This window comes from Streptomyces sp. ISL-87 (assembly GCF_018614095.1).
Lineage (GTDB): Bacteria > Actinomycetota > Actinomycetes > Streptomycetales > Streptomycetaceae > Streptomyces.
Map to the genome: position 1 here is coordinate 1 of NZ_JAGGOY010000153.1, position 23,121 is coordinate 23,121.

General features: G+C 71.8%; 20 protein-coding genes and 1 pseudogene. 7 read left to right on the plus strand and 14 right to left on the minus strand.

Annotated features, from left to right (window positions below; all coding sequences use genetic code 11):
- The first annotated feature begins 295 nt into the window (after positions 1-295).
- Together J7I97_RS37730 and J7I97_RS37735 are read left to right on the plus strand one after the other, a co-directional pair.
- Positions 296-1,786 (plus strand): AlkA N-terminal domain-containing protein, encoded by a 1,491-nt coding sequence (locus J7I97_RS37730; RefSeq protein ID WP_214944738.1) that lies wholly within the window; start codon positions 296-298, stop codon positions 1,784-1,786.
- Positions 1,787-1,805: 19 nt separating this feature from the next.
- Positions 1,806-2,303 carry a methylated-DNA--[protein]-cysteine S-methyltransferase gene (locus tag J7I97_RS37735; protein ID WP_214944740.1) on the plus strand — a complete coding sequence of 166 codons (498 nt, stop codon included), beginning with the start codon at positions 1,806-1,808 and terminating at the stop codon, positions 2,301-2,303.
- A 131-nt stretch (positions 2,304-2,434) separates the two neighbouring features.
- On the opposite strand, the gene J7I97_RS37740 is transcribed toward J7I97_RS37735, so the two are convergent.
- The 5 genes from J7I97_RS37740 to J7I97_RS40595 form a co-directional block, all read right to left on the minus strand.
- On the minus strand, positions 2,435-2,863 hold the full coding sequence (locus tag J7I97_RS37740) for a hypothetical protein (RefSeq protein WP_214944742.1): 429 nt from the start codon (positions 2,861-2,863) through the stop codon (positions 2,435-2,437).
- 66 nt (positions 2,864-2,929) lie between these two features.
- On the minus strand, positions 2,930-3,430 hold the full coding sequence (locus J7I97_RS37745; protein WP_214944744.1) for an NUDIX hydrolase: 501 nt from the start codon (positions 3,428-3,430) through the stop codon (positions 2,930-2,932).
- Between the two features lie 9 nt (positions 3,431-3,439).
- A complete protein-coding gene (locus J7I97_RS40585; protein ID WP_374103552.1) occupies positions 3,440-4,093 on the minus strand; it encodes a BCCT family transporter in 654 nt (217 codons plus the stop codon).
- 29 nt (positions 4,094-4,122) lie between these two features.
- On the minus strand, positions 4,123-4,308 hold the full coding sequence (locus J7I97_RS40590) for a BCCT family transporter (RefSeq protein WP_374195545.1): 186 nt from the start codon (positions 4,306-4,308) through the stop codon (positions 4,123-4,125).
- The gene (locus tag J7I97_RS40595; protein ID WP_374103551.1) at positions 4,293-4,613 is read right to left on the minus strand and encodes a BCCT family transporter; all 321 of its coding nucleotides are present in this window, start codon (positions 4,611-4,613) and stop codon (positions 4,293-4,295) included. Before J7I97_RS40595 ends, J7I97_RS40590 begins: the two co-directional genes overlap by 16 nt.
- A gap of 143 nt (positions 4,614-4,756) precedes the next feature.
- Between J7I97_RS40595 and J7I97_RS37755 the strand changes: the two genes are divergently transcribed.
- Both J7I97_RS37755 and J7I97_RS37760 read left to right on the plus strand, forming a co-directional pair.
- The gene (locus J7I97_RS37755; RefSeq protein ID WP_214944746.1) at positions 4,757-5,905 is read left to right on the plus strand and encodes a glycerate kinase; all 1,149 of its coding nucleotides are present in this window, start codon (positions 4,757-4,759) and stop codon (positions 5,903-5,905) included.
- Positions 5,906-6,126: 221 nt separating this feature from the next.
- The gene (locus J7I97_RS37760) at positions 6,127-8,916 is read left to right on the plus strand and encodes a SpoIIE family protein phosphatase/ATP-binding protein (protein WP_214944748.1); all 2,790 of its coding nucleotides are present in this window, start codon (positions 6,127-6,129) and stop codon (positions 8,914-8,916) included.
- 123 nt (positions 8,917-9,039) lie between these two features.
- On the opposite strand, the gene J7I97_RS37765 is transcribed toward J7I97_RS37760, so the two are convergent.
- Complete coding sequence (locus tag J7I97_RS37765) at positions 9,040-11,103, minus strand: SpoIIE family protein phosphatase (protein ID WP_214944751.1); 2,064 nt, start codon at positions 11,101-11,103, stop codon at positions 9,040-9,042.
- A gap of 186 nt (positions 11,104-11,289) precedes the next feature.
- Here J7I97_RS37765 and J7I97_RS37770 point away from each other — a divergent pair, with 186 nt between their 5' ends.
- Positions 11,290-11,799: an O-acetyl-ADP-ribose deacetylase gene (locus J7I97_RS37770; RefSeq protein ID WP_214944753.1), complete on the plus strand. Its 510-nt coding sequence runs from the start codon at positions 11,290-11,292 to the stop codon at positions 11,797-11,799.
- Positions 11,800-11,984: 185 nt separating this feature from the next.
- Positions 11,985-12,317, plus strand: coding sequence for a phosphotransferase (locus tag J7I97_RS37775; RefSeq protein ID WP_214944777.1), 333 nt, complete (start codon positions 11,985-11,987; stop codon positions 12,315-12,317).
- Here the strand turns inward: J7I97_RS37775 and J7I97_RS37780 are convergent.
- From J7I97_RS37780 to J7I97_RS37795, 4 genes and pseudogenes are all read right to left on the minus strand, one after another.
- Complete coding sequence (locus J7I97_RS37780) at positions 12,239-12,553, minus strand: hypothetical protein (protein ID WP_214944755.1); 315 nt, start codon at positions 12,551-12,553, stop codon at positions 12,239-12,241. The genes J7I97_RS37775 and J7I97_RS37780 overlap by 79 nt on opposite strands.
- A gap of 114 nt (positions 12,554-12,667) precedes the next feature.
- Positions 12,668-12,928, minus strand: a complete 261-nt coding sequence (locus J7I97_RS37785) for a hypothetical protein (protein WP_214944757.1) — start codon at positions 12,926-12,928, stop codon at positions 12,668-12,670.
- A gap of 567 nt (positions 12,929-13,495) precedes the next feature.
- Positions 13,496-14,248 (minus strand): hypothetical protein, encoded by a 753-nt coding sequence (locus tag J7I97_RS37790; RefSeq protein WP_251049487.1) that lies wholly within the window; start codon positions 14,246-14,248, stop codon positions 13,496-13,498.
- Between the two features lie 1,149 nt (positions 14,249-15,397).
- Positions 15,398-15,640, minus strand: a pseudogene (locus J7I97_RS37795) (Scr1 family TA system antitoxin-like transcriptional regulator); the annotation flags it as partial.
- A gap of 264 nt (positions 15,641-15,904) precedes the next feature.
- Between J7I97_RS37795 and recQ the strand changes: the two are divergent.
- On the plus strand, positions 15,905-18,076 hold the full coding sequence (gene recQ / locus J7I97_RS37800) for a DNA helicase RecQ (protein ID WP_214944761.1): 2,172 nt from the start codon (positions 15,905-15,907) through the stop codon (positions 18,074-18,076).
- A gap of 47 nt (positions 18,077-18,123) precedes the next feature.
- On the opposite strand, the gene J7I97_RS37805 is transcribed toward recQ, so the two are convergent.
- The 4 genes from J7I97_RS37805 to J7I97_RS37820 all read right to left on the minus strand — a co-directional run bounded on the left by J7I97_RS37805 (position 18,124) and on the right by J7I97_RS37820 (position 23,120).
- Entirely contained in the window at positions 18,124-19,542 is a 1,419-nt protein-coding gene (locus J7I97_RS37805; RefSeq protein WP_214944763.1) for an NAD(P)/FAD-dependent oxidoreductase, read from the minus strand.
- 130 nt (positions 19,543-19,672) lie between these two features.
- The gene (locus J7I97_RS37810; protein ID WP_214944765.1) at positions 19,673-20,497 is read right to left on the minus strand and encodes an inositol monophosphatase family protein; all 825 of its coding nucleotides are present in this window, start codon (positions 20,495-20,497) and stop codon (positions 19,673-19,675) included.
- Between the two features lie 73 nt (positions 20,498-20,570).
- Positions 20,571-22,082: an NCS1 family nucleobase:cation symporter-1 gene (locus J7I97_RS37815; protein WP_214944767.1), complete on the minus strand. Its 1,512-nt coding sequence runs from the start codon at positions 22,080-22,082 to the stop codon at positions 20,571-20,573.
- A 36-nt stretch (positions 22,083-22,118) separates the two neighbouring features.
- A complete protein-coding gene (locus tag J7I97_RS37820; protein ID WP_214944769.1) occupies positions 22,119-23,120 on the minus strand; it encodes a TIGR03842 family LLM class F420-dependent oxidoreductase in 1,002 nt (333 codons plus the stop codon).
- Between the last annotated feature and the right edge of the window lies 1 nt (position 23,121).

The following is a 23,121-nucleotide window of genomic DNA, read 5'->3' on the forward strand; positions in this document are numbered from 1 at the left end:
CCCCGGGAGAAGGGCGGAATCCCCGGGCGGCGGGATCCGGGGATCCGGGGATCCGGGGATCCGGGGATCCGGGGATCCGGGGATCCGGGGATCCGGGGATCCGGGGATCCGGGGATCCGGGGATCCGGGGATCCGGGGATCCGGGGATCCGGGGATCCGGGGATCCGGGGATCCGGGGATCCGGGCAAGAGAAGCCCGGGCGGCGGGAGCCGGGGATTCGGGCAGGCGGGCCGGGATAGCCTTGATGTCGGAAAACCGCCAGCCTCGTCCCACCCCGCCCCGGGATCCTTGAGCCATGCACACCGACACAGACCGCTGCGTAAGGGCCGTCCAGTCGAAGGACGCCCGCTTCGACGGCTGGTTCTTCACCGCCGTGCTGACGACCCGGATCTACTGCCGGCCCAGCTGCCCCGCAGTGCCGCCCAAGGTCGAGAACATGACCTTCCTGCCCAGCGCCGCCGCCTGCCAGCAGGCCGGGTTCCGGGCCTGCAAGCGGTGCCGGCCCGACACCTCCCCCGGGTCCCCCGAGTGGAACGCCCGCGCCGACGCCGTCGCACGCGCGATGCGGCTCATCCGGGACGGTGTCGTGGACCGGGAAGGCGTGCCCGGGCTGGCCGCCCGGCTGGGGTACTCCACCCGGCAGGTCGAGCGGCAGCTCAACGCCGAGCTCGGGGCCGGGCCCCTCGCCCTCGCGAGGGCGCAGCGCGCGCAGACCGCCCGGCTGCTGATCGAGACCTCTGAGCTCCCCATGGGCGACGTCGCCTTCGCCGCCGGGTTCTCCTCCATCCGGACCTTCAACGACACGGTCCGCGAGGTCTTCGCCCTGTCCCCCAGCGAACTCCGCGAAAGGGCCGAGAAGGCCAGCCGCCGCAAGGACGCCCTCCCCCGGATCCCGGGCTCGATATCGCTGCGGCTGCCGTACCGGGCCCCGCTCAACCCCGACAACCTCTTCGGTCACCTCGCCGCGACAGCCGTCCCCGGGGTCGAGGAGTGGCGGGCCGGGGCGTACCGCCGGACGCTGCGGCTTCCGTACGGCACCGGCGTGGTGGCCCTGACTCCGCAGCCCGATCACATCGGGTGCCAGCTGGCCCTGACCGACCTGCGCGACCTCACCATCGCCATCAGCCGCTGCCGCTGGATGCTCGACCTCGACGCCGATCCCGAGGCCGTCGACGAGCAGTTGCGCTCCGACCCCCTGCTGGCCCCGCTCGTGGACAAGGCCCCCGGGCGCCGGGTTCCCCGTACCGTCGACGCCGCGGAGTTCGCCGTACGGGCGGTCCTCGGTCAGCAGGTGTCCACGGCCGCGGCCCGCACCCACGCGGCCCGGCTGGTGACGGCGTACGGGGAGCCGGTGGCCGACCCCGACCCCGAGGGCGGGCTGACCCACCTGTTCCCCTCGCCGCAGGCGCTGGCCGCGCTGGACCCGGAGTCCCTGGCCCTGCCGCGCAGCCGGCGCACCACCCTGACCACCCTGGTCTCGGCGCTGGCCGACGGTTCGCTCCCGCTCGGCATCGACAGCGACTGGGAGGCGGCCCGCGCACAGTTGAACTCCCTGCCGGGGTTCGGGCCGTGGACCACCGAGGTCGTCGCGATGCGCGCACTGGGCGACCCGGACGCGTTCCTGCCGTCCGATCTGGGGGTCCGGCGGGCCGCGAAGGAGCTCGGGCTGCCGTCCACCCCGGCGGCGCTGACCGCGCGGGCGGCGGGCTGGCGGCCCTGGCGCGCGTACGCCGTGCAGTACCTGTGGGCCACCGACGGCCACCCCATCAACCACCTGCCCGTCTGAGGACTCTGAGGAGTACGTCATGAGCAGCACCAAGCAGCACACCGTCGTCGACAGCCCCTACGGCCCGCTGACGCTCGTCGCCTCGGACGGGGTCCTCTGCGGCCTCTACATGAGCGGGCAGCGCCACCGGCCGGCCGAGGAGTCCTTCGGCGAGCGGATCGCGGCCGCGGAAGAGCCGTTCCCCCACGTGGTACGGCAGTTGGCCGCGTACTTCGCCGGCGGGCTCACCGAGTTCGACATCCCGGTCCGGCTGGAGGGCACCGAGTTCCAGCGCAGCGTCTGGGACCAGCTCCTGCGCATCCCGTACGGGCAGACCTGGTCGTACGGTCAGCTCGCGGCGGAGCTCGGCAAGCCGAACGCCTCGCGTGCGGTGGGCCTGGCCAACGGGAAGAACCCGGTCGGCATCATCGTCCCGTGCCACCGCGTGATCGGGGCTTCGGGCAGCATGACCGGCTACGGCGGCGGGATCGACCGCAAGGTGCGCCTGCTGGCCTTCGAGTCCGGGGCAGAGGTCTGAGGCCGGCGACCGCCCTAGGAGTCTGATGAAGATCTTGAAAACGCGCCCGGCTTGCACCGGTTCAACCCGATTGACATTTACCGGCAATACGGGGTGAATCGGTCGGCCGGAGCAAGATCTTCAAGAGCCTCCTAGATCACGACCAGCGGGACCAGCAGGGCGAACGCCGCGCCGGCCTCCACCGCGTAGCCGAACAGCGAGGGGTGCTGGACGGGGGCGGCGAGCAGGACCACGCTCTGCTGCGCCGCGGCCGCCCCGACCCATTCGCCGTCGGCGCCGAGGCTGCCCTGGTACCAGCCTTCGCAGGCCCCCGGTCCGGTGACGGCGAGGACGTCGTCCTCGCGGCGGTAGAAGGCCTGCCAGTCGGCGGCCGGTGCGGACCAGCCCTCGAAATCGCTGAACAGGGCCCAGCCGCCCTCGCGTATGGCGTTGTCGAACAGCCAGACCGGCGTCCCTTCGGGGGTCACCTCGCCGCCCGCCTGCTCGTCGGTGGTGAAGTGGACCATGGGCAGGGCGTCGGGCCCGTCGGCGGTGCTGGGCCAGGCGTACATGGTGATCATCTGCTGATTCTGTCCTGCTCGAAGTGGGCGCAGTTCGGTGGGCAGGGTGCGGGGCGGCAGCCGCGGCTACGAGGTCACCGGGGGCCGGCCGTTCTCCAGCTCGGCGGCGCCGCCGCCCGACTCCAGTACCCGGTACGCCTCTTCGACGCGCCGGCCCAGCGATCCCGGCAGGTACGCGGTGAGTTCGGCGGGCTCAACCAGCCGCCAGGAGATCAGTTCCTCCTCCTGGAGCTTGATGGAGGCCAGTTGCGCCGCGTCCAGTACGCCGCCGTCGTAGACGTACGCGACCAGCGGCGGGCGGGCACTGCCCAGCACCCAGTCGACGGCGAGCAGCCGGCCGAGCGGCAGGTCGAGCCCGATCTCCTCGGCGCTCTCGCGTCGGGCGGCCGTGCGCGGGGACTCACCCTCGTCCGACTCGATGGTGCCGCCCGGCAGGGCCCAGCCCTCACGGTAGTTGGGCTCGACGAGCAGCACCCTGCCCTCGGCGTCCCGGTAGAGCGCGGCGGCGCCGGCCAGGATGCGGGGCAGGCTCGCGATGTACGTGGCGTAGTCATCCGTGGTGGTCACTCCGCAACCCTACCCAGCCGCCCCGGGGTATTTTGTCATGTAACCGTCGGGGACTGGATCACAGCTCCGGGTCCCTTGCCGCCGGCGTCGGCGTCCTCGCGGTCGCGCCCCTTCGACTCGGCGACGCGCCGCAAACCTCGGGCGGCGGTCCGGCGCCTGCTCGGTGATGGCGTCGCCGACCATCGCCTTGACGGCGTCCCGCAGCCCGTGGAGGGCGTGGTGGCGGACCGGCCCGGCCCCGGGGTCCTCGCGGAGCTCCTTCACCAGCGCCCAGCAGAGCAGCATCATCACGATCACGAACGGCAGCGCAACCAGGATGGTCGCGGTCTGAAGGGACTTGAGGCCGCCCGCGACGAGCAGTACGGCGGCCACGGAGGCCATCAGCACGCCCCAGGTGACGACGAGCCAGGTGGGCGGGTTCAGCGCGCCCCGGCTGGTGAGCGAACCCATCACCAGGGAGGCGGAGTCGGCGCTCGTGACGAAGTACGTCATGACCAGGGCCATGGCGACCCAGGAGGTGAGCGTGCCCAGCGGGAGTGCGTCGAGCATCGCGAAGAGCGAGGCCTCGGCCCCGTCCTTGACCTTGGCCGCGAGGTCGGCGGCGCCGGTGGAGTCCAGCCGGATCGCGCTGCCGCCCATGACGCAGGGGACCAGTGCGCCCAAGACCGTTCGGGGCGTGCGGCTAAGCGGGCTCACTCCCGCTCAGTCCAAAGAACGGTGAGGGTCCAGTGGAAGAAGGAGAGTCCAGGGCCGCGCGGGCGGCGTCCCCGGTGCCGGGGGCGGCCCCGGAGGCCGGGGGCGGCCCCGGAGGCCGGGGGCGGGTTCAGGTAGTGGGTGAGCGGCTCCCCCACCCCGTAGAACATCAGGCCGATGCCCATCCCGGCGCGCCGTCGGCGCCGAGCCGGATCCGGCCGAACCGGCTGATCGCAAGGACCACGCACATGACGAGGAAGACGTCCGCGGCGATCACGAACAGCCAGGCGAAATTGCCCAGCACCCAGGCCAGCGCGGTGCTCGACGCCGTGTCGAAGGAGCCCTTGCCGATGGCCGCCGAGGCGACGACGGCCAGCACGGTGACCACGCCGACGGCGACCACCGTGAGGTCGGTAGCGCCGTCCTCGGGGCCCTCGGACCCCGCGCGTGCGGCATCGGGACGTGCCTGTTCCGTCGAATCCGTGCCCATGCGGCCACACTATGCAGCCGTATGTACGTATTTATGGGCATGGCGCGCCGGGTGTGGCCCAGGCCACGCATGGGCATAGGAGGATCCTCCGGATAGGCTCATGGTGGCGCGACTGCACTGTTCGATAGCAAGGGATTAGCAAGGTGACGGACGGAGCAGTAACTGAGACCGCGCGCGTGCTCATCGCCGCGGACAAATTCAAGGGCTCGCTCACGGCCGTTCAGGTCGCGGAGCGGGTGACGGCCGGCCTTCGCAGGGCCGTACCGGGCGTGGAGATCGAGACCCTCCCCGTCGCGGACGGCGGCGACGGTACGGTCGCGGCCGCTGTGGCGGCCGGTTTCGAACGCCGGGAGGTACGGGTCACCGGGCCGCTCGGCGACCAGGTCACGGCCGCGTTCGCACTGCGCGACGGCACGGCCGTGGTCGAGATGGCGGAGGCCTCCGGGCTCCAGCTGCTGCCGGCGGGTGTCTTCGCCCCGCTGACGGCCACCACGTACGGATCCGGCGAGCTGCTGAAGGCCGCGCTGGACGCGGGCGCGCGCTCGATCGTCTTCGGTGTGGGCGGCAGCGCCACCACGGACGGCGGTGCGGGCATGCTGGCCGCGCTGGGCGCGGTCTTCCTGGATGCGAACGGCGAACCGGTCGGCCCGGGCGGCGGCGCGCTGGCCGGGCTGGCGTCGGCGGACCTGTCCGGGATCGACCCGCGCTTCGCGGAGGTGGACTTCGTCCTGGCGAGCGACGTGGACAACCCACTGACGGGCCCGAAGGGCGCGCCGGCGGTCTACGGGCCGCAGAAGGGGGCGTCGCCGCAGGACGTGGCGACGCTGGACGCGGCGCTGGCCCACTTCGCGGTGGTGCTGGAGAAGTCGATCGGCGCCAGGGCCGCTGAGGCCGCGGTGTCGCCGGGTGCGGGTGGCGCGGGCGGGATCGGGTACGGGGCGCTGCTGCTCGGTGCCTCGTTCCGCCCCGGTATCGAGCTGATGCTGGAGGTGCTGGGCTTCGCGCCGGCGCTGGAGCGGGCGACGCTGGTGATCACCGGCGAGGGCTCGCTGGACGAGCAGACCCTGCACGGCAAGGCGCCGGCGGGTGTCGCGGCCGCCGCTCGCGCGGCGGGCAAGGAGGTCGTGGCGGTCTGCGGCCGCCTGCTGCTCGAGCCTGCGGCGCTCCAGGCGGCGGGCATCCGCCGGGCGTATCCCCTGATGGAGATCGAGCCGGACCCGGCGAAGTGCATCGCCAATGCGGGGCCTTTGCTGGAGCAGGTCGCGGCCAACATCGCCGCCGACGTTCTCTGACCGGCCACTGACCAGCGGCTGACCGGCCACTGACCAGCGGCTGACCGGCCGCTGACCGGCCTTCTGAGGCCCGGCCCCCACTGCGGCACTGCGGGGGCCGGGCCTCTCCCTTGCCCCGGGGGTCCGTGAATTTGCCCGGAGGCGTGTGCGTCTGCCTCGGGTGGGCCCGGTCGGATCGGTACGTCACCCCTTAACCCCGCCGACAGTGTTAGAAATGGCTCATGACCGGATGTTTTGGCCGACCCAGGGGATCACCGCCCCAGCAGTCGGCCGGGCAGCGAGGGAGCGCGCTCTCGCGCGTGGCCCAGGGGATGCACAGCGTCTCCGGTCAGGTGTTCGCCCTCCAGGCGGTGATCGTGGTGCTACTGATCGCCGCGGCCGCGCTGGCCCTCGTATACCAGGCGCGGTACGACAGCCAGCGCGATGCGCGCCACCGCTCCCTCGCGGCCGCCGAGGCCTTCGCGCACGCCCCCGGCCTGCCCGAGGCGCTCAAGTCGTCGAATCCGACGGCCCAACTGCAGCCACTGGCCGAGGCTGCCCGTCAGGCCTCGGGCGTCGACTTCATCGCCGTGATGACCACCGACGGCGTCCGCTACACCGACTCCCGGCCCGAGCTGATCGGCCAACGCGCCACCGGCGACCTCTCGCGGGCCGCGGCCGGGCAGCCGTTCACCGAGACCTTCCAGGGCCAGCCGAGCGACGCCGTCCGCGCCGTCGTCCCGGTGAAGGACGCCGGCGGCGCCGTCGTCGGCCTGGTGGGCACCGGCATCGAGGTCGCGAACGTCTCCGACGTGGTCGAAGGACAGCTTCCGCTGCTGCTCGGCGCGGCGGCGGGCGGGATGCTGCTCGGCACCGGGGGCGCCGCGCTGGTCAGCCGGCGGCTGCGGCGCCAGACCCGGGGGCTGGGCGAGGCCGAGATGACCCGGATGAACGAACACCACGAGGCGGTCCTGCACGCCGTACGCGAGGGCGTGCTCATCATCGACGCCGACCGCCGGCTCATGCTGGCCAACGACGAGGCGCGGCGGCTGCTGGACCTGCCGCCCGACGCCGAACAGCGGCACGTCAGCCGGCTCGGCCTCGACCCCCGCACCGCCGCGCTGCTGGCCTCCGGGCGGACCGCGACGGACGAGGTGCACCTGGCGGGCGACCGGCTCCTCGCCGTCAACGTGCGGCCCACCAAGCCGTACGCGGGCATGCCCTCCGGCAGTGTCATGACCTTGCGCGACACCACCGAGCTCGCCGCGCTGTCCGGCCGCGCCGAGGTGGCCCGGAGCCGGCTCCAGCTGCTGTACGAGGCCGGGGTGAGCATCGGTACCACCCTGGACGTGGTGCGCACCGCCGAGGAGCTGTCGGAGGTCGCCGTCCCGCGGTTCGCCGACTTCGTCACCGTGGAGCTGCTGGAGCCGGTGCTGCACGGCGACGAGCCCCTGGGCGGCTCGCACACCGAGATGCGCCGGGCGGCCATGAGCGGCATCCGCGACGACCAGCCGTTGCAGCCCGTGGGCGATGTCATCCGGTTCGTCGTGCCGACGGCGCCCATGGCGGCGGCGCTGAACGCGGGGCGCGCCGTGCTCGCGGCCGATCTGAACGCCGCCTCGGGCTGGCGGGCCCAGGACGACGAGGGGACCCGGGTGGCCCTGGAGTACGGGCTTCATTCGCTGATCTCCGTACCGCTCCAGGCTCGCGGCGTCGTCCTCGGGATGGCCAATTTCTGGCGGGCGGACACCCCGGAGCCCTTCGAGGAGGAGGACCTGTCCTTCGCGGAGGAGCTGGCGGCCCGCGCGGCCGTCTCCATCGACAACGCCCGCCGTTTCACCCGCGAGCACGCCACGGCCGTGACGCTCCAGCGCAGTCTGTTGCCCCGGGTGCTGCCCGAAGTGAGCGCGGTGGACGTCGCCTTCCGCTATCTGCCGGCGATGGCCGGGGTGGGTGGGGACTGGTTCGATGTGATCCCGCTGCCGGGCGCGCGGGTGGCGCTGGTGGTCGGCGATGTCGTGGGCCACGGGGTGCACGCCGCGGCGACGATGGGCCGACTGCGCACCGCGGTGCACAACTTCTCCACGCTGGATCTGCCGCCGGACGAGCTGCTCGGACACCTGGACGAGCTGATCGACCGGATCGACCAGAACGAGAGCGGGGGCGGCTCCGACCCGGAGGAGGGCGGCGGGGAGCCGGCCGGTATCACGGGCGCCACCTGCCTGTACGCGATCTACGACCCGGTCTCGGGGCGCTGCACGATGGCCAGCGCCGGGCATCCCGGGCCGGCGCTGGTCCACGCCGACGGACGGGTGGAGTTCCCCGAGCTGCCCACCGGGCTGCCGCTGGGAGTGGGCGGCATGCCCTTCGAGTCCGCCGAGCTGCTCCTGCCCGAGGCGAGCCGGCTCGCGCTGTTCACGGACGGCCTGCTGGAGGACCGCGACCGGGACTTCGACACCGGTCTGGCGCTGCTGGGCGAAACGTTGTCGCAGCCCGGCCGCAGCCCGGAGCAGGCCTGTGCGGATGTGCTGGCCGCGCTGCTGTTCCCGTCGCCGAGCGACGACATCGCCCTGCTGATCGCGGACGTCCGGCGGCTGGAGGCGGACCGGATCGCGGAGTGGGAGGTACCGCCCGACGCGGCGGCCGTCTCGTGGGTGCGCAACGCGAGCTCGGCGCAGCTGGAGGCCTGGGGGCTGGGGAACATCGCCTTCACCACCGAGCTCATCCTCAGCGAGCTGGTCACCAACGCCATCCGGTACGGGACGGCGCCCATCCGGGTCCGCCTGCTGCGCGACCGCAGCTTGATCTGCGAGGTCGCCGACGCCAGCAGCACCTCCCCGCACCTGCGGTACGCGGCCACGACCGATGAGGGCGGGCGCGGGCTGTTCCTCGTCGCGCAGTACGCGGAGCGCTGGGGCACCCGCTACACGGAGCGGGGCAAGGTGATCTGGGCCGAGGTACCGCTGACGGGGAACGGCGAGGCGGCGCCGGGCGCGCTGAACCTGGACGCGCTGGAGGACCTGGCCTGGTGACGCGGCCGCGGCCTGCGTCCGCGGCCCAAGGGGGCTGCGTACGAGACGGGCGGCGGCTGCGTACCTGCGCGGGGCTGCGTACAAACCCCCCGCAGGCCCCTCGCGGGGGCCGCGAGGGGCCCCCTACGTGGCCACCGTGCGGGCCAGCAGCACCGCCACGTCGTCCTGCGGGGCATCCGGCAGCAGCCGCCCCAGGATCCCGTCGCACAGCTGCTCCAGGGGCTGGCCGGCGTCGCGCAGCGCCTGCCCCAGCTGGTGCATGCCCTGGTCGAGGTCCCGGTCGCGGGCCTCGATCAGGCCGTCCGTGTACAGGACGAGCAGGCTTCCCGGGGGCAGCCGTACCTCCTCGGTGCGGAACTCCTGCCCGCCGGTGCCCAGCGGCGTTCCCGGCGGGCCGTGGAGGAAGGTGACCGTCCCGTCGGCCGTGACCACGGCGGGCGGCGGGTGGCCGGCGCGGGCGATCACGCAGCTGCCGGACGCCGAGTCGTGGACGGCGTAGACGCAGGTGGCCATCTCGTCCTCGCCCAGGTCCGCCACCACGGCGTCGAGCGAGCGGAGCATCCGCGTGGGCGGTACGTCGTGGCGCGCGAGGGTGCGTACCGCCGTGCGCAGCTGTCCCATGACGGCCGCCGCGTGGATGCCGTGGCCCATGACGTCCCCGATGACCAGACCGGTCCGGCCGCGGGGCAGCCGGATGACGTCGAACCAGTCGCCGCCCACGTCGTGGTCGCTGGCGGGCAGGTAGCGGCCGGTGAGTTCGAGGCCCGTGACCTCGGGCAGCGCGCTGTTGGTGAGGCTGCGCTGGAGGGTGAGGGCCGCCTGCCGCTGGCTGGTGAACATGCGCGCGTTGTCGATGTTGAGTGCGGCGCGCGCCACCAGCTCGTCGATGAGGACGCAGTCCTGCTCGTGGAACGGCTCGCGCTCGCGCAGCCGGGTCACGGCGACGGCGCCGAGCACCTTGCCGCGCGCGACGAGCGGGACCATCCGGGCGGAGCCCAGGGTGGCGAGGTAGGTGCGGAGCGGCTCCGCGCGCGGGTCGGTGATCAGCACCGGGATGTCGGACACGTACAGGTTCATGGGCTGCCCGTCGGCGATGACCCGCTCGTACACCGACCCGACGGGGATCTGGAAGGTCTGGCCGGCGGCCAGCTTCGCGGTGGGCGCGGTCGGATCGGGGAACCGCGCGGCGAGCCGGCGCATCACGCCTCGGCTGGAGCCCGCGGCGGCGGTGTCGTCCGGGTTCAGTACGGCTTCCAGCAGCTGTACGTCGGCCGAGTCGGCGAGCTGCGGTACCAGAACCTCCACGATCTCCTCGGCGGTCTGGCGCAGGTCCAGGGTCGTCCCGATGCGCGTGCCGGCCTCCGCCAGCAGGGCGAACCGCCGACGGGCCCGCTCGGCCTCGGCCTGTGCCTGCTGGCCCTCGGTGATGTCGATGAGGGAGGCGATCAGGCCGAGGCGGCGCCCGGCGCCGTCGAGCAGCGGGGCGTACGAGCAGGACCAGGTCCGGTCGTGGTCGGGGTCGGCGGGCGTCCGGCCGGTGCGGCGGACGTCGACCACGGCGGTGCCCCGGTCCAGGACCTGCCGCATCATCGCCTCCAGCGCGGTGGCGTTGACGCCCGGCACCACCTCGGTGAGGCGCTTGCCGAGGTGCTCGGCGGCGGAGACACCGTTCATCCGGGCGAGCGCGTCGTTGACGCGGAGGAAGCGCAGGTCGGGGCCGAGGGTGGCGAGGCCGATGGGTGACTGGGTGAAGAGGCTCTGGAGGGCGGCGAGGGAGTCCCGCATGTGGAGGACCTCGGAGGTCTCCACGGCGATGAGCATGGCTCCCATGCGGCCCTGCGGGTCGACAGCGGGGACGATCCACATCTCCATCGCCACGCGGTGGCCGTCGCGGTGCCGCACGGGCAGGGTCCCGACGACGGTCTCCCCGGCCTGGACGCGCCGGGTCAGCTGGTCGGCGAGATCGCGGTTGGCCTCGGGGACGAGTACGGACGTACCGGGCCGGCCGATGATGTCCTCGCGGCGGTGGCCCAGCAGGTCCTGGGCGGCGAGCGACCACTCCACGATGCGCCCGTCCGCGTCCTCCCGCCACAGGGCGATCGGCAGCAGCTCGCGGAGCACACCCGCATACCCGACAGCCCCGACCGGCTGATCCGGCACCTCGCTCGTCGACTGGTAAGTGTCCAACGCACCGACCTCACCCCGGGGGGCCTGTTTCCTACCGATTCACCCTAGCCGAGGCGTCGGTGCCCGGCGCTGCGTCGAATTGCCCGGCGGCGGCGAATGCCGCCCACTAACCTGGGCGGATACGCCTTCGTCCGGCGCCTCCGTCCGGTGCCTCCGTCCGGTGCCTTCGTTCCGAGAGGAATCCCGATGGTCCGCATCACCCTCGTCCAGGGCGACATCACCGGCGAGCAGGCGGACGCGGTGGTCAACGCCGCGAACTCCTCGCTGCTCGGCGGCGGGGGCGTGGACGGTGCCATCCACCGCCGCGGCGGGCCAGAGATCCTGGAGGCCTGCCGCGCGCTGCGCGCCTCCCACTACGGCAAGGGCCTGCCGACGGGCCGGGCGGTCGCCACCACGGCGGGCCGCCTCCCTGCCCAATGGGTGATCCACACGGTGGGCCCGGTGTACTCCTGCGACGAGGACCGCTCACAGCTCCTCGCTTCGTGCTACCGGGAATCCCTGCGCGTCGCCGACGAGCTGGGTGCGCGAACCGTGGCCTTCCCCGCCATCTCCACCGGCATCTACGGCTGGCCCATGGACGACGGCGCCCGCATCGCGGTGGAAACGGTCCGCGCTACGGACACCGAGGTCGAGGAGGTCCGCTTCGTCCTCTTCGACGACCGTGCCTATGCGGCCTTCGCGGCGCACGTGCGCTGACGAGCGCACGGTATGAACGGTTACTGAGGTGTCGGAACCGGCGAAGTGGGCCACACTGCAGGTCCGAGGGTGACTGGGTGACGGATACGACCTGAGAAGCCGACCTGCTGGCGGCCCTGCCGACCTTGTCCCGCACGTTCGGGTTGGGCGAAGTGCGGAGCCGGCAGTTCCTCGCCCATCCCCTGATGAACCGGAACTGGCGTCTGGAGACGGCGGCCGGTACGTACGCGGTGAAGGAGATCACCGACGTGTTCCCGCCCGAGGTCCGCAGAAACCTCGCGGTGCTGTCCGGTCTTGCGAATGACGGCATTCCGGTGCCCGCGCCGCTGGCTGCCGACGGCGGGGAACTCGTGGTGAAGATCGGCGGGCACGGCTACTGCGTCGTGCCCCGTTGTGGCCCACGTGTTCCGAGGGAGTGTGGGCCGCAAGGTGCCGTGAGTCATCGGGTGCCGGCGATCCATCGTTGGATGGCCGCGTTGGTGGTGTCGTCGAGTGCGGAGACGGCTTCGATGGCCTGAAGGTCTCCGGCGAGCGGTGGGATGCCGGCGGCGGTCAGCGCGGCGTGTAGGTCGAGGCGCCGGTGGTGTGCTGCGCTGATCCGGCCGAGAGGCCGCTCCTCCGGGTCCGGGGTCGGCACGGAGCTTTGGAGGCGAGTGTCCTCCTTGCCCTCGAATCCCCGCACACCGGGGAAGCGGTAGGGGTCGAGCGCCTCCTGTGGTTTCGGCGCGTGCGAGAAAGCTCGCCACGTGTTCATGCAAGGACCTCCTGGAGTCTGCCTGGTGGTGGGGATGTTGCGGCGGGGCTGTGCGGGGGCGGCGCGGGTAGGTGGTGAACCGGATGTCTCCGGGCGCGGTGGGGGGGCAGGTGCTCATGTCCGCTGCGCCTGCAGGGCATGGGCGCCTGCGGCGATCAACTCGGCGAGCTGGTTGGCAACGGCGACGCTGCATCCGCCGAGCCGGACGAATCCGCGGGAGCCCAAGGGCCCGTCGTTGGCCAGGGAGGGGAGGACCAGCCCTGCGAGCGCGAGGGCTGCCTCGAGATGGGTGACGGCGTCCAGGCCTGCCTGGTAGGCGGCGTCCTGAAGCCGTTTGTAATGGATTCGCTCAGCGTAGGAGAGCTCGTACGCCATTGTTGCTGTCCTCTCTCAGTAGGTGGGTGGGTGGGTGGGGGCGGTGTGGTGCGGGGTACGTGATGCTTCAGCGCCTCGCGAGCCCGGTCGGTCTGGGTCGGCGGGGCGGGCCGTCACACAGGGGGCAGCGGAGTCCGGGCAACCGGGATGGGGCTCCGAGCTGCGGTAAGTGAGGTGCCCGGGCCGACTTCGCGTGCACGGGCGGTGCTCGAAGGCCGTCGTGCCGAGATTGCGGATTGCCCGTGACTTATCGGATTCGGTTGTCGTTCCTCAGATGAAAACGATCACTCCGGCTCTGGGAAGGACCACGTTCTCCATGCGGTTAGCGGCTGTTGCGCCTTCGTCTCCGGCGCCGTATGCGGCAGCGCCGGCTCTGCCCTTGTCAGCGTGGCCACGACTGGCACGGCAGACTCCGGCCCTGCTCGTCTCAGCGGCCACCCCCCTCCGCCAGGGCGTCGTCACGGCCTTCACCGCCCTCGACCGCACCCGGCGACCGTCTGCCGGGCACAGAACTGCTTCGCACGGGCGGCGGACCGATCCCGGCCAGGGACTTCCCAGACGTGACCGTCATGCCCCGTAACGGAGTTTGGGGGCAGGGGAGGGCCTGGAGTTGCGGTGCCGTGGCGTCGGTTGACGGGGCGGTCGGGTGAGCGTGATCTGGCGGACGAGCTGTTGGAAGCAGGCGAGCGCGGCGATGGCGGGAAGTGTCGCCGCGGCCTGGGCGGCGAGCGTTCTCGGCGCCTGGGACACGCACAGGAGTGTGGCCAGGGTGGAGAACAACAGGACGATGGACCAGGAGTGGGCGGCGCGGCGCTGGTGCAGGGCCGCCCTGAGGATGGACAGGGAGGCGACCATCCAGGGTCCGTAGATCAGCAGCGGCCACCAGCTGACCACGTCGTGGGCGGTGTGAGGCACGGCACTGTGCCGAAGGGCGTCGCAGACGGCAAGGCCGCTGAGGATGCTCACGGCGCCGGCGAGGAGCGCGACCAACACAGCTGTGCAGAGGCTGCCCGTTCGCATCAGGGCCACTGCCGGCGCCTTCGCCGTGACGGTCCGGCGGTGCCCGCCGGGCGCTTGTGCCTCCGGCGGCCCGATGATGCCAGGCGGTCCGGCTACCAGCCCGGCGGTGCTCATCGTGTCGTTTGCTTCGTCGAAGACGACTCGGTCGAAGGGCTCCGCCTGGCCGGCGGTGGCCATGCTCTCCTGAAGAAGAAAGGCGAGCTCCTCCTCCGGATCCCATGCGCTGTTCCCCTGGCCCAGTCCGAGCGACGGATGCCCCGTGGCGATGTGCTGTTCGGGATCCGGCCCCGGCCGAAACATGCGGGTCTCCGGCTGGGTGTGGAAGCCGTTCCAGTCGTGATGACCGTATGGTTCATACACGGGAGCTGTGCCTCACTTGGTCGTCGGTGCACATTCCGGATGCAGCCATGTCTTGCGACCGTCGGTCGAACTCGTGATGGATCGCGCTGATCGCCTTCAGGAAATCCTCAAAGATTGAGGACGAGTAATTCAACTCGATTTTCCGACCTTCATGATGCAGAGTCGCACTCTCGCCCTGGGTGCGGTCCGATGAAGCCGGTGTGAATGTCCATTTACCCATCCGGGCGACCCTGGGGCGAACGGGGAGACCCTCCTCTGCTGTTTGCCGACGGAGGATTGCAGCGACGTTTGCTCTTGTCATAGTCCAACCAACGCTCCCGGCGTCGGTCAGGGTATGCGCCATGCGGGTGATGATGACCGAGCGCACGAGTGTTGACCGTTCACTTTATCGTTTCTGCACTCGTGTCGAACCCGTCAGGATCTCGCTTCGTGCATCTCGCCCGCGGTCATCGCCGCAGCTCAGATCGGTGACGGCGCGGTGGCGGGTCGGGGTGTCGCGGGGGCGGCGTCCGTGCCGGCCGGCTTCCCGATCGCGCACGTTTCGGTATCGCCCGAGTGGGGGTCGGCGATCCCCGTGCCGTCGGGCCGTCACGCTTCCGTCCGGCCTCCGCGGCGCCGGGCCGCCTCATGGAAATCGGAAATTACTGCAACCCGACAGCGTGCTGCACATGGCTGCAATGAGAGAGCGGGGCGTAACTCCGCATATGCCGCTGCGTTATGTCGAGATGTTGCTGAGGGCTCGACCGCGGGCCCCGCTGCGCGAATCCGTCACCGGAAAGGACCCGCTGTGGCAGACGTGTTGATGAGGCTTGTGCTGATCTTTGCAGTACTAGGTGCGTTCTGGAGCGCATTGGCATCGTCTGGGGTGGGTCGAATGCGGCACAGGGACATCCTTGAACTGAGGCGCCAGCAACGCTTCAGGTACGTCCTGGAACGGAATACGAATGCCGCCTGGCTCTGCAACCAGGATGTCCCGGCGGCTGCCGCGCCGGTGCGAGAACCCGTCGGCAACGCGACGTGTGCTGCCTGCGGAGCCCTGTCCGGTTGGGAAGGCGGTGTTCCTGGCTGAGCGCCGACGCTGCCCACCGCTTATGAGGGTCGGGTGTAGATCCGGATGGTGTCGCGGATGAACCGGCGGCTCTGTTCGGGGCCGAGTGCTTGTGCTTGGAGGTGGTCGTACATGAAGTGGTAGGGCCGGCGGTCCGCGGGCTTCTCCAGGTAGAGGTCGCTGGTGAAGCGCTCCAGGTACACGACTCCCGCGTCGCTGTCGGGGAACGTGAGGATGGAGAACTGCCCCGAGACACCGGGGTGGGCTCCTGCGATGTGCGCGAGCGGGCGCGTGTACGCCTCGATGAACTGGAACGACTCCTACAACGACATCCTCCTCGCCCGGGGCCAGAACGCGTTCGCCGGAGCGGGAGACCATGTTCCAGGCTTTCGTCGCCGCGGTGAGCCGCAAGCACGGATGCGCCCAGGTCAACGTCCTGACCCGGGATGCCGTGGGCTGACCGCGGCGGTGCGGCGGGACGAAAGGGGTTATCCACAGGTTCGGCGGAGGCGGCCCGGCGTGTCGGAAACGGCCGCTAGGCTTCTGGAATGACCATTTCGGACGCCCCCGCTGAGATCTCCGATGCCCTGCAGGTGCTCCACCGCGTCTTCGGGTACGACTCCTTCCGCGGCGAGCAGCAGCAGATCATCGAGCAGGTCGTGGGCGGCGGCGACGCGCTGGTGCTGATGCCGACCGGCGGCGGCAAGTCGCTCTGCTACCAGATCCCGGCGCTGGTCAGAGAAGGCACGGGCGTGGTGGTCTCGCCTCTGATCGCGCTGATGCAGGACCAGGTGGACGCGCTGACCGCCCTCGGGGTGCGGGCCGGGTTCCTCAATTCGACGCAGGATCCGCACGAGCGGCGCGCCGTCGAGCAGGCCTTCCTCGACGATGAGCTGGACCTGCTGTATCTGGCCCCCGAGCGGCTGCGCACCGAGGGCACGCAGCGGCTGCTCGACCGGGGCAAGGTGTCGCTCTTCGCGATCGACGAGGCGCACTGTGTCGCCCAGTGGGGTCACGACTTCCGGCCCGACTACCTCGCGCTGTCCATGCTGCACGAGCGCTGGCCGAAGGTGCCGCGGATCGCGCTGACCGCGACGGCCACCGAGGCGACGCACGCCGAGATCGCGGCGCGGCTGGGGCTGGAGGACGCCCGGCATTTCGTCGCCAGCTTCGACCGCCCGAACATCCAGTACCGGATCGTCCCGAAGAACAACCCGCTCAAGCAGCTGCTGGAGCTGATCCGGAACGAGCACGACGGGGATGCCGGGGTCGTCTACTGCCTCTCGCGGGCGTCGGTGGAGAAGACGGCGGCCTCCCTCAAGGAGCAGGGCATCGACGCCGTCGCGTACCACGCGGGGATGGACGCTCGCACGCGCGCGGCGAACCAGGCCCGCTTCCTGCGGGAGGACGGGGTCGTGGTGGTGGCCACGATCGCGTTCGGCATGGGCATCGACAAGCCGGATGTGCGCTTCGTGGCGCACCTGGACCTGCCGAAGTCGGTCGAGGGCTACTACCAGGAGACCGGCCGGGCCGGCCGCGACGGGGAGCCTGCCACGGCGTGGCTGGCGTACGGGCTGCAAGACGTGGTGCAGCAGCGCAAGCTGATCGACGGCTCCGAGGGCGATGACGCGCACCGCCGCTCGCTGGCCGGGCACCTGGACGCCATGCTCGCGCTCTGCGAGACGGTCAACTGCCGCCGGATGGGGCTGCTGGCGTACTTCGGGCAGTCGGGCGGGGCGTGCGGCAACTGCGACACGTGTCTGACGCCGGCCGAGTCCTGGGACGGGACGGTCGCGGCGCAGAAGCTGCTGTCCACGGTGTGGCGGCTGGCCAAGGAACGGCGGCAGAAGTTCGGCGCCGGCCAGATCATCGACATCCTGCAGGGCAAGAAGACGGCCAAGGTCATCCAGTTCGACTACGATGCGCTCTCGGTGTTCGGGGTCGGGGCGGATCTGAGCACCGCGGAATGGCGGGGGGTCGTACGGCAGCTGCTGGCGCTGGGTCTGCTGGCGGTGGAGGGCGAGTACGGGACGCTGGTGCTGACGGATGCCAGCGGCGAGGTATTGGGGAGCCGCCGCACCATCTTGATGCGGAAGGAGACGGCGGCGGCGGCCGGTCCGGCCCGTAAGGAGGCCCGGTCGCGCTCCGGGAAGGGTGCCCGAGTGCCGGTCGACCTGCCGGCGGCTGCCACGCCGGTCTTCGAGGCCCTGCGCGCCTGGCGGGCCGCGACGGCGCGCGAGCAGGGCGTACCGGCGTACGTCGTCTTCCACGACGCGACACTGCGGGAGATCGCGACGCGGCTGCCCGCCACGGTCGAGGAGCTGGGCACGATCGGCGGCGTCGGCGAGGCCAAGCTCGCCAAATACGCCGAGGGCGTCCTGGACACCCTGGCCGATTCCAACGCCTCGCGGTCCCCGAGCGAGCAGCCTGTGCCGCCGAGTGAGACTGCGCCTGCGGGCGTCCCGGACCCCGCCAGGCCGGTGCCGGCCGTCCCGGCTCCTGCGGTCCCGGCTCCTGTGGTCCCGGCTCCTGTGGTCCCGGCTCCTGTGGTCCCGGCTCCTACGGTCCCGGCTTCCGTGGTCCCGGCCGTCCCCGCTCCTGCGGTCCCGGCTCCCGCGGTGGCCGCGGCCGCGGCTCAGCGCTCGGCGCCCGCACCGTACGACGAAGAGCCGCCCTTCGAGCCGGAGGACATGGACCCGCCCTGGGACGACTGGCAGTAGCCCGTAGCCCGTAGCCCCGTAGCCCGAGCCGCCTGGGGGTACCGCCCTCAGGCGGTCTCCCGCAGGCGTCGCCAGACCGCCTTCGCCGCGTTGTGCCCCGACATGCCGTGGACGCCCGGGCCCGGCGGGGTGGCGGAGGAGCAGATGAAGACCGCCGGGTGGGCCGTCGCGTACGGGAAGAGGCTGGGCTTCGGCCGCAGCAGCAGCTGGAGGCCCGAGGCGGCTCCGCAGGCGATGTCCCCGCGGATGTAGTTGGCGTTACGGGCGGCCAGCTCCGGCGGGCCGGCCGTGGCGCGGGCCAGCACCAGGTCGCGGAACCCTGGGGCGAAGCGCTCCAGCTGCCGCTCGATCGCGTCGGTGAGGTCGCCGTCCCAGCCGGCCGGGACATGCCCGTACGCCCAGAACACGTGCTTGCCCTCCGGGGCCCGGCTCGGGTCGACCAGGCTGGGCTGCGCGGTGATCAGGAAGGGGTTACGGGGGGCCCGCCCGCCCGAGGCCAGCTGTAGCGCGGCGTCGATGTCGCTGGTGCGGGGGCCGACCTGGACGGTGCCGGCCCGGCGGGCCTCCTCGGCGGTCCACGGCACCGGGCCGTCCAGCGCGTAGTCGATCTTGAACACTCCGGCCCCGTACCGGTAGCCGTCGTAGGCGCGCCCCAGCCGGGCGATCCGGGCCAGCGCGGCCGGCGAGGTGTCGAAGACGTACGCCCGGGCCGGCGGGAGGTCGTCGAGGCGCTTGACCTCGAAGCCGGTGTGGATCGTCCCGCCGAGGTCGCGCAGGTACGCCGCGAGGGCGTCCGAGATGGACTGGGACCCCCCACGCGGCATCGGCCAGCCGCCGGCGTGCGCGGCCAGCGCGAAGACCAGGCCGACGGCGCCCGTGGCGATCCCGCCGAGCGGTGCGATGACGTGCGCGACGAGTCCGGCGAACAGGGAGCGTGCGCGGTCGTCGCGGAAGCGCCGCATCAGCCAGGTGGAGGGCGGCAGCCCGGTGAGCGCGAACCGGGCCAGCGTGACCGGGTCGCGGGGCAGCGCGGTGGAGGGCAGCGACATGAAGTCCCGGGTCAGGGTGTCCCATTTGCCGAGGTAGGGCCGCACCAGCCGCCGGTACGTGCCGGCGTCGCGCGGCCCCAGGGAGGCGGCGGTCTCCGCGACCGACCGCGAGAGCACGGCGGCCGTGCCGTCGTCGAAGGGGTGCGCCATGGGCAGCGGGGCGTGCAGCCACTCCAGCCCGTACCGCTTCAGCGGCATCGTGGCGAAGACCGGCGAGCCGATGCCCAGCGGGTGCACGGCCGAGCAGGGGTCGTGCCGGAAGCCGGGGAGGGTGAGCTCTTCGGTCCTGGCCCCGCCGCCGACCGTCTCGGCGGCCTCGAAAACGGCCACCGAGAAGCCCCGTCGGGCCAGTTCGACCGCGGCCGTCAGCCCGTTGGGCCCCGCCCCCACCACGACCGCATCGAGAATCGACGGCACTTGCGACTCCTTCGTCCGGCGGCGGCAATGCCCTCAGGATGGCATTGCCTCTAGGATATTGGGCCGGTCCGCGGATCCCGCACGACGGCTACGCGCCCCGCAGGACGGCTACGCGCCCCGCGGGACCCGGCTACGCTCCCCGCAGGAGCTCGCGGATGCGGATCGCCGTGGCCTCGTCCCGGCCCACCGCGAACGGCAGCTCATTGTCCCGGTCCACCCGGTAGGGCACCCCGGCGACCGTGCTCTGCGCCCCGCCCGCCTCGGCGACCAGCAGCAGCCCGGCCGCGTGGTCCCAGGCCGAGGGCCAGGTGAAGGCCAGCCCGTCCATCTCGCCCCGCGCCACCTTCAGGTACTCCAGGCCGGCCGAACCGCACGGCCGGGCCGCGACTCCGGGGACATCCAGCCGGGCCAGCTTCGCCTTGTCCGCCTCGGAGGTGTACAGCGGGTGGGCCATGGCGACCCGCAGTTCGGCGCCGGGCTCCGGCGAACCGCTGTGGATGCGCGTGCCGTTGACGTACGCACCCTGCCCGCGCACGGCGGTCGCCAGCTCCTCCAGCGCCGGCGCGAACGTCCAGGAGGCGAGGATCTCCCCCCGGTGGGCCAGCGCCACCAGCGTGCAGAAGCCGGGGTCGCCGGACACGAACTGCCGGGTCCCGTCGACCGGGTCCACGATCCACACCGGGGCTTCCTCGCGCAGCGCCCCGTACACCGTCGGGTCCGCGTGCACGGCTTCCTCGCCGACCACCGCCGAGCCGGGCAGCAGCCGCGTCAGCGAGGCCGTGAGGTGCTCTTCGGCCTTGCGGTCGGCGACGGTCACCAGGTCGTGCGGACCACTCTTCTGGTCCACCTCGTGGTCGGCGAGCTGCCGGAATCTCGGCATGATCTCGACCGCCGCCGCCTTGCGGACGGCCTCTTCGACGGCGGACAGGTCACGGGCCAGAAATTCATCGATCATGTCCCCAGGTAATCACGGCCGACCGACAAACCCCACCGAGAGCCTGTTGCGGACCGCCGCACACCCGGTGGAATCAGTCAGCGGCAGCGGGCTCCCGGCGGGTGAGGGCCGTGTACAGGAGGAGGGACGAGGCGAGGCCCACGGCCCAGCCGTAGTCCGCGAGGGGCCGCAGGAAGGGGATCAGGCCGTCCTGGGGGAAGGGGCCCTGGCCGGGGGCCGAGTGGGATCCGCCGATGGCCAGGATCCCGCCGGCCAGGAAGGCGGCCAGCGCCTTTGGATTCCAGCCGCCCCGGTACCAGTACGGCCCTCCCTCCCGGTACAGGTCGGGCAGGGACAGCCGCGTGCGCCGCACGATCCAGTAGTCGGCGATGAGGATGCCGGCGACGGTGCCGAGCAGGCCGCCGACCAGGCCGAGCCAGGTGAAGATGTAGAGCTCGGGGGTCGAGGTCAGCTTCCACGGCATGATCAGTACGCCGACCACACCGGTGATCAGGGCCCCGGTGCGGAAGTTGATCAGGCGGGGGGCCAAGTTCGCCAGGTCGTACGCCGGGGAGACGACGTTCGCCGCGATGTTCACCGAGATCGTCGCGACGAGCACCGTCACCAGGGCGAAGAGCAGCCCGAAGACGTTGTCGGTCTGGGAGACCAGCAGCACCGGGTCCCAGATCGGGGTGCCGTACACCGCCTCGGAGCCGGAGGTGACGAACACCGACAGCAGCGCGAAGAGGGTCATCGTCGTCGGCAGCCCCAGGGTCTGCCCGAGGATCTGGGAGCGCTGGCCGGCGCCGAAGCGCGTGAAGTCCGGGATGTTGAGCGACAGGGTGGACCAGAAGGCGATCATCCCCATGAGCGACGGGAAGAAGACCGGCCAGAAGTCCGCGCCCCAGCCGAGCCGGGACGGCTGGTCGAGCAGTTCACCGAAGCCGCCCGCCTTCACCCCGATCCACACCAGCAGCGCCAGGGCGCCGACGATGACGAACGGCGCGGCCCAGTTCTCGAAGCGCCGCAGGGTCTCCATCCCCCGGTAGATGATGGCGAGTTCGAGGGCCCAGAAGACCGCGAAGCACAGCCACAGCGTCCAGGGCTGGCCGGCTATCCGCTCCGCCTCCGCCCAGCCGCCGAAGATCTTGCCGAGCAGCACGAAGATCCCGGACCCGCCGATCCAGGTCTGGATCCCGAACCAGGCGCAGGCCACGGCCGCCCGGATCAGCGCCGCCAGATTGGCTCCGCGCACCCCGAACGAGGCCCGGGCCAGGACCGGGAACGGGATCCCGTACTTGGGGCCGGCATGCCCGGTGAGCAGCATCGGCACCAGCACCACGAGGTTGGCCAGGGCGATGGTGAAGACGGCCTGCTTCCAGTCCATCCCCAGGGCCACCAGCCCGGAGGCGAGCAGCCAGGAGGGGATGTTGTGCGCCATGCCGACCCAGAGGGCCGCGAAGTTGTACGTCGTCCAACGCCTGGCCTCGACCGGTACGGGGAGGAGGTCGGTGTTGGCGAAGCGGCCGTCGGAGGGAACCTCGCCGGGAGCGAGCTCCACGCGATCACGGGGTTCCCGGGCATCACCGATCGTGTGTTCCAGCATGAGCTCGCGTCCCTTCAGGTCAGGATCTGAACGGGGTCAGGATCTGAACGCCGGGATGATGTGCTGCCCGTACGCGTCGATCGTCGCCTCCTTCGCGTCGTGCATGTCGTAGACGGCGAACTGGTCGACGCCCAGGTCCCGCAGCGCCCGCAGCTTCTCGATGTGCGCCTCCGGCGGGCCCAGCAGGCAGAACCGGTCCACGATCTCGTCGGGGACGAAGTCGGTGGACGGGTTCCCGGCGCGGCCGTGGTGGCTGTAGTCGTAGCCATGGCGGGCCTTGATGTACTCGGTGAGGGCGTCCGGGACCATGCCGGAGTGCTCGCCGTAGCGGGAGACCAGGTCGGCGACGTGGTTGCCGACCATCCCGCCGAACCAGCGGCACTGGTCGCGGGCGTGGGCGAGGTCCTCGCCCACGTACGCCGGCGCCGCCACGCAGATGGTGATCGCGTCCGGATCCCGGCCGGCGGCCTCGGCGGCCTCCCGCACCGACTTGACCATCCACTCGGTGAGGTAGGGGTCGGCGAGCTGGAGGATGAAGCCGTCCGCCTTCTGCCCCGCCAGGGCGAGGGCCCTGGGCCCGTAGGCCGCCATCCACACCGGGAGCCTGCCCTCCCTGACCCAGGGGATCCGCAGGGGGTTGCCGTCCACCAGGGCCTCGCGGCCCTCGGCGAGGTCGCGGATGACGTCGATGGCCTCGCCGAGGCGGGCCAGGGTGTTGGGCTTGCGCCCGGCCACCCGCATCGCCGAGTCACCCCGCCCGATCCCGCACACCGTGCGGTTGCCGTACATGTCGTTGAGGGTGGCGAAGGTCGAGGCCGTGACCTCCCAGGTACGGGTGCCCGGGTTGGTGACCATCGGGCCGATGTGCATCTCCTGGGTGTGTTCCAGGATCTGGCTGTAGATGACGAACGGCTCTTGCCACAACACGGCCGAGTCGAAGGTCCAGCCGTAGCGGAAGCCGTTGCGCTCGGCACGGCGCATGAGGCTGACGACCCCGGAGGCGGGCGGGTCGGTTTGCAGGACGAGGCCGAAGTCCATG